The organism is Streptomyces sp. NPDC058279 (assembly GCF_042881255.1).
Lineage (GTDB): Bacteria > Actinomycetota > Actinomycetes > Streptomycetales > Streptomycetaceae > Streptomyces.
On the sequence record NZ_JBHVYA010000011.1, the window covers coordinates 19,593 to 35,633 of the forward strand.

14 protein-coding genes and 1 tRNA gene are annotated in these 16,041 nt (G+C 69.0%); 4 read left to right on the forward strand and 11 right to left on the reverse strand.

Features of this window, described 5'->3' with window-relative positions; genetic code table 11:
- Positions 1 to 92 precede the first annotated feature (92 nt).
- On the reverse strand, positions 93 to 602 hold the full coding sequence (locus ACFVXJ_RS21100; RefSeq protein ID WP_389663658.1) for a GNAT family N-acetyltransferase: 510 nt from the start codon (positions 600 to 602) through the stop codon (positions 93 to 95).
- Between the two features lie 64 nt (positions 603 to 666).
- On the opposite strand from ACFVXJ_RS21100, the gene ACFVXJ_RS21105 reads away from it, so the two are divergent.
- Both ACFVXJ_RS21105 and ACFVXJ_RS21110 read left to right on the forward strand, forming a co-directional pair.
- The gene (locus ACFVXJ_RS21105; RefSeq protein WP_389663660.1) at positions 667 to 1,128 is read left to right on the forward strand and encodes a MarR family transcriptional regulator; all 462 of its coding nucleotides are present in this window, start codon (positions 667 to 669) and stop codon (positions 1,126 to 1,128) included.
- A gap of 36 nt (positions 1,129 to 1,164) precedes the next feature.
- Positions 1,165 to 1,782, forward strand: coding sequence for a hypothetical protein (locus ACFVXJ_RS21110; protein WP_389663661.1), 618 nt, complete (start codon positions 1,165 to 1,167; stop codon positions 1,780 to 1,782).
- Here the strand turns inward: ACFVXJ_RS21110 and ACFVXJ_RS21115 are convergent.
- Together ACFVXJ_RS21115 and ACFVXJ_RS21120 are read right to left on the reverse strand one after the other, a co-directional pair.
- On the reverse strand, positions 1,779 to 2,465 hold the full coding sequence (locus tag ACFVXJ_RS21115; protein WP_389663663.1) for a transcriptional regulator: 687 nt from the start codon (positions 2,463 to 2,465) through the stop codon (positions 1,779 to 1,781). The genes ACFVXJ_RS21110 and ACFVXJ_RS21115 overlap by 4 nt on opposite strands.
- 110 nt (positions 2,466 to 2,575) lie before the next feature.
- A tRNA-Leu gene (locus ACFVXJ_RS21120) sits at positions 2,576 to 2,650 on the reverse strand.
- Between the two features lie 75 nt (positions 2,651 to 2,725).
- Here ACFVXJ_RS21120 and ACFVXJ_RS21125 point away from each other — a divergent pair.
- Positions 2,726 to 3,403, forward strand: coding sequence for an ANTAR domain-containing response regulator (locus ACFVXJ_RS21125; RefSeq protein WP_136217190.1), 678 nt, complete (start codon positions 2,726 to 2,728; stop codon positions 3,401 to 3,403).
- Between the two features lie 72 nt (positions 3,404 to 3,475).
- On the opposite strand, the gene ACFVXJ_RS21130 is transcribed toward ACFVXJ_RS21125, so the two are convergent.
- From ACFVXJ_RS21130 to ACFVXJ_RS21165, 8 genes are all read right to left on the reverse strand, one after another.
- Positions 3,476 to 4,192: an ABC transporter ATP-binding protein gene (locus ACFVXJ_RS21130; RefSeq protein WP_389663664.1), complete on the reverse strand. Its 717-nt coding sequence runs from the start codon at positions 4,190 to 4,192 to the stop codon at positions 3,476 to 3,478.
- A complete protein-coding gene (locus ACFVXJ_RS21135) occupies positions 4,189 to 5,217 on the reverse strand; it encodes an ABC transporter ATP-binding protein (RefSeq protein ID WP_389663666.1) in 1,029 nt (342 codons plus the stop codon). The genes ACFVXJ_RS21130 and ACFVXJ_RS21135 overlap by 4 nt, the downstream gene beginning before the upstream one ends.
- A gap of 4 nt (positions 5,218 to 5,221) precedes the next feature.
- Positions 5,222 to 6,952 carry a branched-chain amino acid ABC transporter permease gene (locus ACFVXJ_RS21140; protein ID WP_389663668.1) on the reverse strand — a complete coding sequence of 577 codons (1,731 nt, stop codon included), beginning with the start codon at positions 6,950 to 6,952 and terminating at the stop codon, positions 5,222 to 5,224.
- Between the two features lie 5 nt (positions 6,953 to 6,957).
- On the reverse strand, positions 6,958 to 7,890 hold the full coding sequence (locus ACFVXJ_RS21145; RefSeq protein WP_389663670.1) for a branched-chain amino acid ABC transporter permease: 933 nt from the start codon (positions 7,888 to 7,890) through the stop codon (positions 6,958 to 6,960).
- A gap of 111 nt (positions 7,891 to 8,001) precedes the next feature.
- Complete coding sequence (locus ACFVXJ_RS21150; RefSeq protein ID WP_389663671.1) at positions 8,002 to 9,237, reverse strand: branched-chain amino acid ABC transporter substrate-binding protein; 1,236 nt, start codon at positions 9,235 to 9,237, stop codon at positions 8,002 to 8,004.
- Between the two features lie 531 nt (positions 9,238 to 9,768).
- Positions 9,769 to 10,185 carry a hypothetical protein gene (locus tag ACFVXJ_RS21155; RefSeq protein WP_389663673.1) on the reverse strand — a complete coding sequence of 139 codons (417 nt, stop codon included), beginning with the start codon at positions 10,183 to 10,185 and terminating at the stop codon, positions 9,769 to 9,771.
- Positions 10,186 to 10,341: 156 nt separating this feature from the next.
- A complete protein-coding gene (locus tag ACFVXJ_RS21160) occupies positions 10,342 to 10,818 on the reverse strand; it encodes a PaaI family thioesterase (protein ID WP_389663675.1) in 477 nt (158 codons plus the stop codon).
- 58 nt (positions 10,819 to 10,876) lie between these two features.
- Positions 10,877 to 13,165 (reverse strand): FdhF/YdeP family oxidoreductase, encoded by a 2,289-nt coding sequence (locus ACFVXJ_RS21165; RefSeq protein ID WP_389663676.1) that lies wholly within the window; start codon positions 13,163 to 13,165, stop codon positions 10,877 to 10,879.
- Positions 13,166 to 13,311: 146 nt separating this feature from the next.
- On the opposite strand from ACFVXJ_RS21165, the gene polA reads away from it, so the two are divergent.
- Entirely contained in the window at positions 13,312 to 16,032 is a 2,721-nt protein-coding gene (gene polA / locus ACFVXJ_RS21170; protein WP_389663678.1) for a DNA polymerase I, read from the forward strand.
- Positions 16,033 to 16,041 lie beyond the last annotated feature (9 nt).

Genomic DNA, 16,041 nt, shown 5'->3' on the forward strand with positions numbered 1-16,041 from the left:
GGCCCCCGGGCCCGGGGGCTCGCCGTGCCACCGAGCCACCGGGCCCGGGGGCCGCGAACACCCCGCCGGGAAAACCCCCGGCGGGGCGACCCTCACCCCAAATCGGTCCGAGGATCAACGGCCCAATGGTTGGCCGCCAAAACCCGCCCCGCGAACTCCACCTCCCGCGCGGCCACGAACCGAAAACCAAGAGACCGGCAGATCCCGTTCGAAGCACCATTGCCCACCGCCGGAAACGCGTTCACCACCCCCCAACGACCGTCCTCCCGCGCCTCTTCGAGCAACGCACGGACGGCACGCTTCCCCAGACCCCGCCCCTGGAACTCCGGCAGGACCATCCACCCGATCTCCGACACCGGCCCCTCCGCCGAATCGTGAGACCACAGCGTCACCGACCCCGCCACCACCTCCGGCACCGCCGGATCAGGCACGATCATCCTGATCCAATCGACATCCGCCGCCGCCCCCAACACATCCCGCGCGACCTTCTCCGCCATGCCCGCACGCGGCAACGGCCCCCCCAGATCCGCCATCATCACCGGATCACACCGCATCCGCACATACGCCTCCACATCCCCCAACTCCACGTTCCGCAACAACACGCGCACTCCTCCACATCGCCACCACACTTGACCTCAACCAAACCTGAGGTCCTACCTTCACCGCATGGACATCAAGCCCTACCCCCAAGAACAGCTCGCAGCCCAAGCCATCGGCTACTGGAGCCGCGAAACCGCCCACCACGTCATCACCGGCCTGCGCACCGCCCTCGCCGAAGAACACCTCACCCAACCCCACTGGTGGATCCTCAACCACGTAGCCGGCGCCCCCGGCGCCTGGACCCGCACCGCCCTCACCGCGAAACTCACCCGCTTCGACGACCAGAACACCGACTTCGAAGCCGTCTACGACGACCTCACCACCCGAGGCTGGCTCACCACCACCCACGACACCCACACCCTCGCCCTCACCGTCGAAGGCGAAGCCGGCCGCCTCCGCGCCCACGACCGCAACGCCGCCGTCCACGCCCGCATCCGCCAAGGCATCGACGACCCCGCCTACGCCACCACCATCGACACCCTGCGCCACATGGTCGCCAACCTCGGCGGCAACGCCGACCTCCCCTGACGCCCGCTGTCAGACCCGGGCGCTACCGTCCCACCCATGGGCTTCACCAGCGCTTGGGCCATCAGCAGCCACACCGACGACACCATCGCCGAACTCACCCCCCACCTCCTGCCCGCCCTGCGCGCCGACAGCGACCACCCCGACGCCCGACGCCGATGGCACCAGTGGCAACGGGCACCCCTCCCCGACCACCACACGTGGCACGACACCGACCGCGCGGCCGTCGACTCCTTCCACGCCCTCACCGCACCCGGCCGCCACGTCGACGACGTCTGCGCCGGCATCACCGACCCGACCTTCTACGTCGTCGACGACGTCTGGGAGGGCCAGGAGCAGGACGGCATCTTCCTCTCCGTCCACCGCAAGGACTACGCCGTCACCTCCCTCTTCCACGCCATCGGACCCACCCGGGCGGCCCTCCTCCCGGGCTGGTGCGGCAACTTCCTCCTCAGCGCCGCCCAGGCCCGCCAGGCCCTGCCCCAGGTGGAGCAAGCCCTGACCTTCACCCCGCCCGAGCGGGCCCTCGCCGAAGCCCGGGACTGGCTCGACTACGCGAAGGACGAGGAAAGCGTCCTCGACGGCCCCCTCCGCGTCTGGCGCACCGCCGCCGAGAGCAACCTCGGCCTCTGCGGCGTGGCGGTCCACCTCGGTTAGTGCTTGGGCCCGATGTGCGCGTCCATCAGGGCCACCGACTCCTTGCGGGCGACGGAGACGTTGAAGGGGTCACTGCCCCGGGCGAGGACCGTGTACCGCACGCCGACCTTGGTGAGGGTGTCCGTACACAGCCGCCGGATGTCATCGGACCTGTTGGTGAAGAAGTACCGCGGGTACTCGTAGCGCTTCCCGTTCCGCACGGTCCAGTTGGTGACCCGACACCCGTCGGAATGGATCAGCCCCCGCAGGAACTCCCAGGGGTGAGCGTCGACGATCTCCTGCTGCCAGTCTTCGAGGACGATCCGCCGCTCGTGTTTCTTGCCGGGGCCGTGCTGGGGGAACATGCACGTCCAGTGCCGTCCGTAGCTCGTGACGGCCACGCACTGTTCGATAAGACCCGGCCAGGCATCTGCGCAGGCTATGCGCAGGTGGTGCCCGCCCCGGGGGTGAGGACTGATGCACCCGTCGCCGAGGTAGAGGCCGAGCAAATAGGCGTAGGCGGGCGTGTCGGTGGAGGCCGAGCAGTGCGCTGCCTGGTTGAACAGGTGGGGCCGGGGTTCGAGCCGGGTTTGCCAGGCCCGGATGGCCGACCGGGATATGCCGGTCTCTTTGCTGACGGAGTTCAGACTGCGTCCGCCGGCGAGCAGCCCGATCACGTGGTTCCGGGTGAGCATGTCGTACATACGCCCGACGCTGGCGTGAGCGTTTCGCGCACGTGGACGATTTCGGCGAGCTTCGCTGGAACGAGTGAAGGTCACGCGTTTCGCGCGTGACCTTCGAAAGAAAGGAAAAGTGCCCCGGGTCGGACTCGAACCGACACTGAATGGGTTTTGAATCCATCGCCTGCTGCCAATTGGGCTACCGGGGCCCAACGAATCGAAGGTTGCCCTCGACCCGCTGCGAGACCACCTTACCGCAGCTCGGTAGGCTCATGGGAGTTTGAATGCCCCGCAACGAGGAGCCACCCGTGACCGCCGAGCACGAGTCGACGCCCACGCCCGACGCCGACCAGTCGCACGTTCCGCCGCTGACGACCCGCGTCGTCATCGCCGAGGACGAGGCGCTCATCCGTCTCGACCTGAAAGAGATGCTCGAAGAGGAGGGGTACTCGGTCGTCGGTGAGGCCGGGGACGGCCAGGCCGCCGTCGAGCTGGCCCGGGAGCACCGGCCGGACCTGGTGATCCTCGATGTGAAGATGCCGGTCCTGGACGGGATCTCCGCCGCCGAGAAGATCGCGGAGGAGTCCATCGCCCCGGTCCTGATGCTGACCGCGTTCTCGCAGCGGGACCTGGTGGAGCGGGCCCGGGATGCCGGTGCCATGGCGTACCTGGTGAAGCCGTTCAGCAAGAGCGACGTCGTCCCGGCCATCGAGATGGCCGTGTCTCGTTTCGCGGAGCTGAAGGCGTTGGAGAAGGAGGTCGCGGATCTCTCGCTGCGGCTGGAGACCCGCAAGCTGGTGGACCGGGCGAAGAGCATCCTGCAGACGCAGTACGGGCTGACGGAGCCGGCGGCGTTCCGGTGGATCCAGAAGACCTCGATGGATCGTCGTATGTCCATGCAGCAGGTCGCGGAGGCGGTCATCGAGGACGCCGAGGAGAAGAAGCAGAACGCCGCACAGTAGGGCGTGGAACGTGTGTGAGGCCCGTCACCGGATCGCGGTGGCGGGCCTCACGTGTGTCTGCGCGGGGAGGGCTCAGTCCTCGCCGAGGTATGCCTTGCGGACGTCCTCGTTGTGCAGGAGTTCCTGGCCGGTGCCCGAGAGCACGATCTTGCCGATCTCCATGACGTGGGCCTGGTCGGCCAGGGAGAGGGCGGCCTGGGCGTTCTGCTCGACGAGCAGGATGGTGGTGCCGGTGGCCTTGAGTTCGACGATCGTGGCCATGATCTTCTGCATCATGAGCGGGGAGAGGCCCATGGAGGGCTCGTCCAGCATGAGCAGTTTGGGTTGGCACATGAGGGCGCGGCCCATGGCGAGCATTTGCTGTTCGCCGCCCGAGAGGGTGCCGGCGGCCTGCTTGCGGCGCTCTCCCAGGATGGGGAAGAGGTCGTAGGCGCGCTGGATGTCCTTTTCGATGCCGTCCTTGTCGGTGCGGAGGAACGCGCCGAGTTGGAGGTTTTCGGTGATCGTCAGCCGGGGGAAGATGTGGCGTCCCTCGGGGGAGTGGGCCAGCTTCATGGAGACGATCTTGTGGGCGGGGACGTTGGTGAGGGGTTTGCCGTCGAAGGTGACGGTTCCCGCGGTGGGCTTGAGGAGCCCGGAGAGGGTGCGCAGGGTGGTGGTCTTGCCGGCGCCGTTGGTGCCGACGAGGCAGACGATTTCGCCTTCGTTGACTTCGAAGGAGATGCCCTTGACGGCTTCGATCTTGCCGTAGGCGACTTTGAGGTCTTCGACCTTGAGCAGCGCGGTCATTTGGCCTCTCCTTCCGTGCTGGTGGTGCCGGTGGTGCCGGTGGTGCTGGTGGTGTCGGGTGCGTCGGCGGCCGTTTCGGTGTCGGCTGCGTCGGTGTCCGTTGCGTCCGTCTCTGTTACGTCCGTCTCCACTGCGTCCGTCTTCGCGGCGTCCGGGTCGGAGGCGGCGTGCGCTTCGGCGGCTTCGACTTCGGCGGCTTCGGCTGCGCCGGGGTCGCCTTCGAAGGGTTCGCCGAGGTAGGCGGCGATGACGCGTTCGTCTCCTTGGACTTCGGCGGCGGTGCCTTCGATGAGCTTTTCGCCTTGGACGAGGCAGGCGACGCGGTCGCAGAGGTTGAAGATGAAGCGCATGTCGTGCTCGATGACGAGGACGGCGATGCCCATGTCGCGGATGGCGAAGATGAGTTCTTCGGCGGCGCGGGTTTCTTGGGGGTTCATGCCGGCGGTGGGCTCGTCGAGGAGCAGGAGGCCGGGGTCGCTGGCGAGGGCGCGGGCGATTTCGAGCTTGCGCTGTTCGCCGTAGGGGAGGTTCTTCGCCAGGTGTTGGGCCTTGTGTTCGAGGCCGATGAAGGCGAGGAGTTCCATGGCGCGGGCTTCGCTCGCGGCTTCGGCCTTCTTGAAGCCGGGTCCGCGTACGAGGGCGGACCAGAGGCCTTCCTTGGTGCGGGTGTGGCGTCCGACGAGGACGTTCTCCATGACGGTCATGTTGGAGAAGAGTCGGATGTTCTGGAAGGTGCGGGCGATCCCGGCTTTGGTGACGAGGTGGGGCTTGGGGGGCAGGACGGTGCCCTTGTAGCTGACGGTGCCTTCGGTGGGGACGTACAGCCCGGTGAGGCAGTTGAAGAAGGTGGTCTTGCCGGCGCCGTTGGGGCCGATGAGGCCGACGATTTCGCCCGCGTTGACTTTGAGGTCGACGGAGCGGACGGCGGTGAGGCCGCCGAAGCGCATGGTGACGCCGCTGGCTTCGAGGACGGTTTCGCCGGTCGGGGTGGCGGCGGGGGTGGTGGTTTCGGTGGTGTTCGTCATGGTGTTACGCCCCCGCCTTGGCGGTGGCCAGGTCCGTGGGGGCCTGGTCAGCGGTGTCGTCGTGGTACTCGAGTTGCGCGCGCTTGTTGGCGATGAGGCCTTCGGGGCGGAAGCGCATGAGGATGATGAGGGCGATGCCGAAGCCGAGGAGCTGGTAGTCCTGGAGGAAGGACAGCTTGGCCGGGATCAGGAAGAGGAGGGAGGCGCCGAGGAGGGGGCCGCGGATGGTTCCCATGCCGCCGAGGATGACGGCGGCGAGGAGGAAGGCGCTGTTGGGGGGCACGGGGCCGGCGAACTGGTACATCTCGGGGACCACGGTGTGCTGGACGTGGGCCTGCACGGTGCCGGCGAGGCCGGCGAGGGTGGCGCCGAGGGCGAAGGCGATGAGTTTGACGCGGAAGCCGTTGATGCCCATGGCGGTGGCGGCGGTTTCGTCTTCGCGGATGGCGACCCAGGCGCGTCCGATGCGGCTGCTGCCGGCTCGGCTGAAGACGACGACCACGAGGACCATCACGAGCAGCATGAGCAGGTAGTAGTTGGCGTAGGCGCCGAGTTCGATGCCGAAGACGGTGTGGGCTTCGCCGAAGTTCCAGCCGAAGAGGTCGAGGTCGGGGATGTTGGTGATGCCGTTGGGCCCGTTGGTGATCTTGGGGCCGGAGACGCCGTCGAGGTTGCCCATGGCGATGCGGAAGATTTCTCCGAAGCCGAGGGTGACGATGGCGAGGTAGTCGCCGCGCAGGCGGAGGGTGGGGGCGCCGATGATGACGCCGAACACCAGGGAGGCGAGGGCGCCCGTGAGGACGGCTGCCCAGAAGGGGAATTGGATGTGGAAGGCGGAGGAGGTGCTTCCGGAGACCAGGGCGGCGGTGTAGGCGCCGACGCCGAGGAAGGCGACGTAGCCGAGGTCGAGGAGGCCGGCGAGGCCGACGACGACGTTGAGGCCGAGGGCGACGGTCGCGAAGATGAGGATGTTGACCGCGAGGAGGGTGTAGGTGTCGCCGCCCTGCTGGGTGAGCGGGAAGGCGATGGCTGCGACGAAGGCGGCGATGACGGTGATCTGCCGGTTGTTCGCGGTGATCGCGGTGAGTCGGGCGTTGAGGCCGGACTTGGTGAGGGCGTAGGCGGCGAAGCCTACGAGGATGAGGTAGGCGGTGAAGAGCTGCGGTTCCTTGTCGTCGGTGCCGATGCCGAAGGTGACGACGTAGAGGCCGAGGGCGAAGACGCCGACGATGATGAGGATTTCGGTCCAGGAGGACAGCTTTGTGGCCGGGGCCGGCTTGCGGGTGTCGTCGGGGAGCTTGTACGCGGCGAGGGCCGGGACGAGCGTGGCGATGACGGCGAGATAGGCGCCGGGTTCGAGGTTGACGAGGCCGCCGAGGACCCACGCGATGGCGAGGACTGTGTAGAGGGCGGTCGCGAAGGCGCCGAGGGAGAGGATCGTCAGGGCTTTGCGGGAGCCGGCGGGGGTGAGCCAGCCGAGGCCCTTGACGCCGAGGGCGGAGAGGGCGTGCAGGGCGGTCAGGGCGGCGCCGAGCAGGGTGAGGATCTGGAGGGGGGCGGGGTTGCCGTAGATCGTCAGGTCGCCGGGGAACTTGGTGGTCCAGGTCCAGGCGAGGAAGGTGGAGACGATGGCGAGGAGGCTGCCGCCGATGATCGTGTAGTGCAGGGCGGTGCTGGAGGTCGCGGCGGCTTCGTCGGCCGCGGCGGGCTCTATGGTGATTGCTTCGTTGGTCATGGTTGTCACGCCCGATCCGCGACGCGTTCGCCGAGCAGGCCTTGTGGCCGCACGAGGAGGACGACGATGAGGAGTACGAAGGCCCACACGTTGGACCAGGCGCCGCCGCCGAGCTGCTGCATGCCGGGGATGTGTTCGATGTAGGCGATGGAGAGGGCTTCGGCGAGGCCGAGGACGATGCCGCCGACCATGGCTCCGTAGATGTTGCCGATGCCGCCGAGGACGGCGGCGGTGAATGCCTTGAGGCCGAGGATGAAGCCCATCTCGAAGTTGATCTGGCCCTTGTCGAGGCCGTAGGCGACGGCGGCGACGGCGGCGAACGCGGCACCGATGGCGAAGGCCATGACGATGATGCGGTCGGTGTTGATGCCCATGAGCTTGGCGGTGTCGGGGTCCTGGGCGGTGGCCTGCATGGCGCGGCCGCTGCGGCTCTTGGAGACGAAGACGCCGAGGGCGAGCATGCAGAGCGGCGCGAGGATGAGCACGAAGGCGTCGGAGCGCTGGATGGAGAGGTTGGACGTGATCTTGAAGGCCGCGCCGGTGAACTCGGGGAAGCTGACGGCCTTCTTGGCGTCGGGGTAGAAGCCCCAGACGAGCTGCTGAAGGACGATGGACAGGCCGATCGCGGTGATGAGCGGGGCCAGTCGGGGGGCGTTGCGGAGGGGGCGGTACGCGAACCGCTCCGCGGCGGTGGCAACGGCCACGGAGGCGAGGGCGCCTCCGACGATCATGAGCGGTATCGCCACCAGCAGGGAGGTTCCGCTCGGGAGAGCGGTGTAGATGGTGACGGCACCGAAGCCGCCGATCATGAAGATCTCGCCGTGGGCGAAGTTGATGAGCTGGACGATGCCGTAGACCATGGTGTACCCGATGGCTATGAGGCCATAAAGGGCACCGAGGGCAAGGCCGTTGGCCAGCTGTTGCGGCAGTTCGTGCACCGCAGGGCCTCCGATGAGCGTGTCGGATATGACTCCGCGCGAGGGCGCTGTTTGCGCCCTCGCGCGGGCTGGTTCAGGTGGTGTGTGGGTCAGGCGGTCGGAGCGTTGGTGTTACTGGTTGAAGGTGTCGCTCTTGACGTCGACCCACTTGCCGCCCTCGACCTTGTAGACCGTGAGCTGCTTGTTGGTGGTGTCGCCGTACTCGTCGAAGGCGACCTTGCCGGTCACGCCGTCGAAGGAGACCTTGCCGAGGGCTTCGACGACCTTGGCGCGGGCGTCGGTGGGCAGCTTGCCGCCGTTGGCGGCGACGACGGCCTTGACGGCCTGGACGACGGACCAGCCGGCGTCGTAGGAGTAGCCGCCGTAGGCCGCGTAGGGGTCCTTGTAGCCGGCTGCCTTGTAGTCGGCGATGAAGGTCTTGGCGGTGTCCAGCTTCTCGACGGGGTAGCCGATGGAGGTGGAGAGGTCGCCTTCGTTGGCCTCGCCGGAGGCGCTGATGAAGGCGGGGTCCTGGATGCCGTCGCCGCCCATGAGCGGGATGTTGGCGCCGGCCTTCTTGACCTGGTCGGCGAGCAGGCCGCCTTCGGGGTACTGGCCGCCGAAGTAGACGGAGTCGGCGCCGGAGGACTTGACCTTGTCGGCGGTGGAGGAGAAGTCGGTCTCCTTCACGGTGATGTGGTCGGTGCCGACGACCTCGCCGCCGAGGCGCTTGAACTCGTCGGAGAAGATCGCGGCGAGGCCGGCGCCGTAGGTCTGCTTGTCGTCGACGACGAAGACCTTCTTCTTGCCGGCGTCCTTGAAGAGGTACTGGGCGGCGAACTTGCCCTGGACCACGTCGGTGGCGGCGGTGCGGAAGTAGGTCTTGAAGGGGCGCTTGAATTCGCCCTTGCCCCAGTTGTCGCCCTGGCTGAGCGAGGGGTTGGTGTTGGCGGGGGAGACCTGCGCGAGGTTGGCGGCGCCGAAGACGCCCTGCATGGACTGGGCGACGCCGGAGTTGAGCGGGCCGACGACGCTGAGGACGTCCTTGTCGCCGACGAGCTTGGTGGCGTTGGCCTGGCCGGAGGCGGGAACTGCCTGGTCGTCGAGGGCTTCGACCTTGAATTCGATGCCGGGGACTTCGTTGTTCTTGTTGGCCGTTTTGGCCGCGAGGTCCACGGAGTTCTTGATTCCCTGGCCGAGCGCGGAGAGCGAGCCGGTGAGGGGGGCGTCCACGCCGATGACGACGACGGTCTTGGAGCCGTCGGCCTTGTCCCCGCCCTTCGCCTCGTCGCGCGATCCGCAAGCGGTGAGGGTCAGTGCTCCCGTGGTGATCACGGTGGTGAGGACGAGCAGAGAACGGTGTCGCACGATTCTTCCTTTCCCTGGCGCGGCCCCCTCAGATGAGGTGCCGTTGGGTCGCCGGGCCGCACTGGGATGTTCACGGCCGTGCTGGTCGCGCCTTGCGGCGCGGTGACTGGCCGTGACTCTAGGCGGGGGTGGCGAGTGCGGGGAGCGGAGAAAGGAGGATGTGACTGTCTTGTTATGCCAAGGCCAAGAATGTGTGGTGGGAGTGTGGACAGATCGGACGTTTGGCCACTTCCGAGAACGTCCGCATGGTGAGAATTGATAGTGCCTCTAAGGGGCTTGAGGGGCTCATGCTCCTGTCATGGGGGTGGTCGTGCGGAATGTCGCGGTCCGTGTCCGAAAGAATCCGGGCGGTGCCATTCCGCCGGGGAAAAAGGGGATTCTGTGGGGCGTGCGCATTACTGACGGTAATTGAACTTCTTGATCCACTTCGCTCCGGTGGATCTTCGGGATCGGCGCGCACCGCATGCGACCTGCGGTTCCGTCCTCGCGTCGGGGGTGCCCGGAAGGCGGACAGTGAACGCGGGATTCCGGTCACCGGGGGGAGTGGCCGGCCTCGCTCGGCGGTCGCCAGTTCTCCGAGCTCCACGTCGCCCCGTTCTGGGCCGCGCAGCGCTGCGCGACGACGCGGTCGGCGACCTCAAGTGCCTTGTCCGGTCCGGCAGTTCGCTCCTCGGCTCGGCCGGCCGCGACGGCGTCCTCGTGGATCGCGTACTGCTCGTTGGACAGGCCCTTCTGTTCCCAGTCGAGTCCGGCCCATTTGCCGCCCTTGAGCGTCTCCCCGACCCAGTACGAGACCAGGCTCGTGCAGATCTGGGCAGGTGAGTCGGGGGTGGGGGACGGTGTGGTCGGTGGGGTGCGGGGGGCGGACGCGGTGCAACCGGAGAGGGCGAGCGCCCACAGGAGGGCGGCGGCGCCGTACCGGAGGGTCGTGCCTGGCGGGGTGCCCATGGGAAGGACGGTAGGCGGTCACCTTCGGTGACACAACAGTCGCGGGCGCGGCGGGTGCGGACTGGCGGATTCCGGGCGGCCGGTGGCGCGCCGCGGGCCCGGATCCGCCCCTCGCGGGGGCGGGTCCGGGCCCGCGGGGTGGGCCTGTGGACGCGTTCAGGCGCCGGTTCCGCCGGCCGGGGCGGCGTCGCGCAGGAGGCAGGTGAGGCGGGCCGTGCAGACGCGCTTGTCCTGCTCGTCGGTGATGACGATCTCGAAGGTGGTGGTGGAGCGGCCCTTGTGGACGGGGGTGGCGACGCCGGTGACCAGGCCGGAGCGGGCGCCGCGGTGGTGGGTGCAGTTCAGGTCGACGCCGACGGCGATCTTGTTGATGCCGCCGTGCATCATCGCGCCCACCGAGCCGAGGGTCTCGGCGAGGACGGCGGAGGCGCCGCCGTGCAGGAGGCCGTAGGGCTGGGTGTTGCCCTTGACCGGCATGGTGCCGACCACGCGGTCGGCGGAGGCCTCCAGGATGCGGATGTCCATGCGGGCGCCGAGGTCGCCCGCCGAGAACAGGGCCGGCAGGTCGATGCCCAGGGCCGCGTACTCGTCGAGGACCTCCTGCGGGAACTTCACTGCGTGCTGCTCGCCCATGGGCCGGCTCCGTTCGTGTGTCAACGTTCGTTAACCATCTTGTCCTGAGGTCGTTCTATCAGGCCGGTTCGAAGCGCACGACGACGGACTTGCTCGCGGGGGTGTTGCTGGTGTCGGCGGTGGAGTCCAGCGGGACCAGCACGTTGGTCTCCGGGTAGTACGCGGCGGCGCAGCCGCGGGCCGTCGGGTAGTGCACCACGCGGAAGCCGGGGGCGCGCCGCTCCACGCCGTCCGACCACTCGCCGACGAGGTCGGTGTAGGCGCCGTCGGCCAGACCCAGCTCGGCCGCGTCCTCGGGGTGGACCATGACGACGCGCCGGCCGCCGGTGATGCCGCGGTAGCGGTCGTCGAGGCCGTAGATGGTGGTGTTGTACTGGTCGTGGCTGCGCAGGGTCTGCAGCAGCAGCCGGCCCGCCGGGACCTTCGGGTACTCCACGGGCGCGGCGGTGAAGTTGGCCTTGCCGGTGGTGGTGGGGAAGCGGCGCTCGTCGCGCGGGGCGTGCGGGAGCCGGAATCCCCCGGGGCGGGCGGCGCGGGCGTTGAAGTCCTCGAAGCCGGGGACGACGCGGGAGATCCGGTCTCGGATGGCGGCGTAGTCCTGCTCGAACTCCTCCCACGGGGTGTGCGAGGCGTCGCCGAGGACGGCGCGGGCGAGGCGGGCGACGATCGCGGGCTCGGAGAGCAGGTGGGGGGAGGCGGGCGGGAGGTTGCCGCGCGAGGCGTGGACCATGCCCATGGAGTCCTCGACGGTGACGAACTGCGCTGTGCCCTTTTTACCGGGAGTGGAGGGCTGCACGTCCTTGTCGGTGCGGCCGAGGGTGGGCAGGATCAGGGCGCGCTCGCCGGTGACCGCGTGGGAGCGGTTCAGCTTGGTGGAGACGTGCACGGTGAGGCGGGCGCGGCGGATCGCGGCTTCGGTGACCTCGGTGTCGGGGGTGGCCCCGACGAAGTTGCCGCCCATGGCGAAGAGGACCTTGGCCTTGCCGTCGCGCAGCGCCTCGATGGAGCGGACCACGTCGTAGCCGTGGTGGCGGGGCGAGGTGATGCCGAATTCCCGGTCGAGGGCGTCGAGGAAGGCGGGCGCGGGCCGTTCGAAGATGCCCATGGTGCGGTCGCCCTGGACGTTGGAGTGGCCGCGGACGGGGCAGACGCCGGCGCCGGGCCGGCCGATGTTGCCGCGCAGCAGGAGCAGGTTCACGACCTCGCGGATGGTGGCGACGGCGTGCTTGTGCTGGGTGAGGCCCATGGCCCAGCAGACGATGGTGCGCTCGGAGGCCAGGATCATGGCCAGGGCGCGTTCGATCTCGGGGCGGGTCAGGCCGGTGGCGGTGAGGGTCTCGTCCCAGTCGGCCTTCTTGGCGATGGCCGCGAAGTCCTCGTAGCCGTGGGTGTGCTCGCGGATGAACTGCTCGTCGGTGGCGCCGTCGGTCTCGACGACGAGCCGGTTCAGGAGGCGGAAGAGGGCCTGGTCGCCGCCGATGCGGATCTGGAGGAACAGGTCGGTCAGTGCGGTGCCCTTGAGCATGCCGAGCGGCTTCTGCGGGTTCTTGAACCGTTCGGTGCCGGCCTCGGGCAGCGGGTTCACCGAGATGATCTTCGCGCCCGCGGACTTGGCCTGCTCCAGGGCGGAGAGCATGCGCGGGTGGTTGGTGCCCGGGTTCTGCCCGGCGACGATGATCAGGTCGGCCTGGTGGAGGTCTTCGAGGGAGACGCTGCCCTTGCCGATGCCGATGGTCTCGTTCAGCGCGGAGCCCGAGGACTCGTGGCACATGTTGGAGCAGTCGGGCAGGTTGTTGGTGCCGAACTCGCGGGCGAAGAGCTGGAAGAGGAACGCCGCCTCGTTGCTGGTGCGGCCGGAGGTGTAGAAGAGGGCCTCGTCGGGGGAGTCCAGGGCGCGCAGCTCGTCCGCGATGATCTCGAAGGCCCGCTGCCAGGGCACGGCCTCGTAGTGGTCGGAGCCTTCGGCCAGGTACATGGGCTGCGTGATGCGGCCCTGCTGGCCGAGCCAGTACCCGCTGCGGGCGGCGAGTTCGGACACCGGGTGCTCGGCGAAGAAGTCCGGGGTCACCCGGCGCAGCGTCGCCTCCTCGGCGACGGCCTTCGCGCCGTTCTCGCAGAATTCGGCGGTGTGGCGCTTGTCGCCCTCGGGCCAGGCGCAGCCGGGGCAGTCGAAGCCGTCCTTCTGGTTGACCTTGAGGAGGGTGCGGGCGGTGCGGGTCAGGCCCATCTGCCGCTCGGCGATCTTGAGGGTGTGCACGATCGCGGGCAGGCCGGCCGCCGCGTGCTGCGGGGGCGCGACCTGCGGCGCGTCCTGTACGGGATCACCTGCGGGCGGCTTCGTGGCCATGTCGCTCCCCTTTGAGCAGTCGGGCATCGCGTCGGCGGGGCCGGGCGCGTTCGCGTATCGGAGGGATCCTGTCACGCCCCGCCGACATCCCGGGCGGCGAGAGGGGCCGGCCGGGAATGTCACAGGGGGCGCCTAGGATCGGAGGCGTGGCAGATTCAGCATCGAAGAAGACCGACCAGCCGACCGCAGCGGACCGCCCCCGCCTGATGCTCATGGACGGGCACTCCCTGGCGTACCGGGCGTTCTTCGCGCTGCCCGCGGAGAACTTCACGACCGCGACGGGCCAGCCGACCAACGCCATCTACGGCTTCGCGTCGATGCTGGCGAACACGCTGCGCGACGAGGCGCCCACGCACTTCGCGGTGGCCTTCGACGTGTCCCGCAAGACGTGGCGGGCGACGGAGTTCCCCGAGTACAAGGCGAACCGTTCCAAGACGCCCGACGAGTTCAAGGGGCAGGTCGAGCTGATCGGCGAGCTCCTGGACGCGATGAAGGTGCCGCGGTTCGCGATCGACGGTTTCGAGGCCGACGACGTCATCGCGACGCTGGCCACGCAGGCCGAGGCGGCGGGCTTCGAGGTGCTGATCGTCACCGGCGACCGGGACTCCTTCCAGCTCGTCTCCGAGCACACCACCGTCCTGTACCCGACCAAGGGCGTCTCCGAGCTGACCCGGTTCACCCCGGAGAAGGTCGAGGAGAAGTACGGGCTCACCCCGCAGCAGTACCCGGACTTCGCGGCGCTGCGCGGCGACCCGTCCGACAACCTGCCGGGCATCCCGGGCGTCGGTGAGAAGACGGCGGCCAAGTGGATCACGCAGTTCGGGTCGTTCAAGGAGTTGGTGGAGCGCGCCGAGGAGGTCAAGGGGAAGGCCGGGCAGAACTTCCGTGACCACCTGGAGTCGGTGAAGCTCAACCGCGTCCTGACGGAGATGGTCAAGGACGTCGAGTTGGACAAGGGCCCCGCCGATCTGGGGCGCCTGCCCTACGACCGGCAGGCCGTGACCGGCGTGCTGGACGTGCTGGAGATCCGCAACGCCTCGCTGCGCGAGCGGCTGCTGGCGATGGACCCGGGCGCGGCCGAGGAGCCGGCCCCGGCCCCGGCGGCCGGCGTGGAGCTGGACGGATCGGTGCTGGGTGCGGGCGAGCTCGCCCCCTGGCTGGAGAGCCACGCGGGTGCGGCCCTCGGCGTCGCGACCGTCGACAGCTGGGGCCTGGGCCAGGGCAACATCAGCGAGATCGCGCTGGCGTCGGCGGGCGGCCCCGCCGCCTGGTTCGAACCGTCCGAACTGGACGAGGCCGACGAGCGGGCCTTCGCCGCCTGGGCGGCCGACGAGACCAAGCCGAAGGTCGTCCACAACGCCAAGGGTTTGATGCGGGTCTTCCCCGAACACGGCTGGACGCTGGCCGGCGTCACCATGGACACCGCGCTCGCCGCGTACCTGGTCAAGCCCGGCCGCCGCTCCTTCGCCCTGGACGCCCTGTCCAACGAGTACCTGCACCGGGAACTCGCCCCGGCCGCCGCAGACGGCCAGCTCGCCTTCGGCGCCGACGAGACCGCCGAGGCGGAGGCCCTGATGGCGCAGGCCCGCGCCGTCCTGGACCTGGGGGACGCCTTCACCGACAAGCTCGCCGAGGTGGGGGCCCTCGAACTGCTCCACGACATGGAACTGCCGACCTCCGAGCTGCTGGCGCGGATGGAGCGGGCCGGCATCGCCGCCGACCGCGACCACCTGGAGGGCATGGAGCAGCAGTTCGCGGGCGCCGTGCAACAGGCGGTGAAGGAGGCGCACGCGGCGGTCGGCCACGAGTTCAACCTCGGCTCGCCCAAGCAGCTCCAGGAGGTGTTCTTCGGCGAGCTGGACCTGCCCAAGACGAAGAAGACCAAGACCGGCTACACCACGGACGCGGACGCGCTGGCCTGGCTGGCGACGCAGACCGACCACGAACTGCCCGTGATCATGCTCCGGCACCGCGAGCAGGCCAAGCTGCGCGTCACCGTCGAGGGCCTGGTCAAGTCGATCGCCGCCGACGGCCGGGTGCACACCAGCTTCAGCCAGACCGTCGCCGCCACCGGACGGCTGTCCTCCACCGACCCGAACCTGCAGAACGTGCCGGTGCGCACCGACGAGGGCCGCGCCATCCGCCGGGGCTTCGTCGTCGGCGAGGGCTACGAGTCCCTCATGACCGCCGACTACAGCCAGATCGAGCTGCGCGTCATGGCCCACCTCTCCGAGGACGAGGGCCTGATCGAGGCGTTCCTGTCGGGTGAGGACCTGCACACCACCGTCGCCTCACAGGTGTTCGGCGTGCAGCGGTCGGCGGTCGACGCCGAGATGCGCCGCAAGATCAAGGCCATGTCGTACGGCCTCGCCTACGGGCTCTCCGCGTTCGGTCTCTCGCAGCAGCTGAACATCGAGCCCGCCGAGGCGCGCGGGCTGATGGAGACGTTCTTCGAGCGGTTCGGCGGAGTGCGCGACTACCTCCAGCGCGTCGTGGAGGAAGCCCGCGCCACCGGGTACACCGAGACCGTCCTGGGGCGCCGCCGCTACCTGCCGGACCTCAACAGCGACAACCGGCTGCGCCGCGAGGCCGCCGAGCGGATGGCGCTGAACGCGCCGATCCAGGGCACCGCCGCCGACATCGTCAAGGTCGCGATGCTGCGCGTCGACCGGGCCCTCACCGAGGCCGGGCTCACCTCGCGCATGCTGCTCCAGGTCCACGACGAAATCGTGCTGGAGATCGCGCCCGGCGAGCGCAAGAAGACGGAGGAGCTGGTGCGCCGCGAGATGGGGGCAGCCGTCGAGCTGCGCGCCCCGCTGGACGTGTCCGTGGGCGTCGGCCCGGACTGGGAGTCCGCCGCGCACTGACCCGGCCCG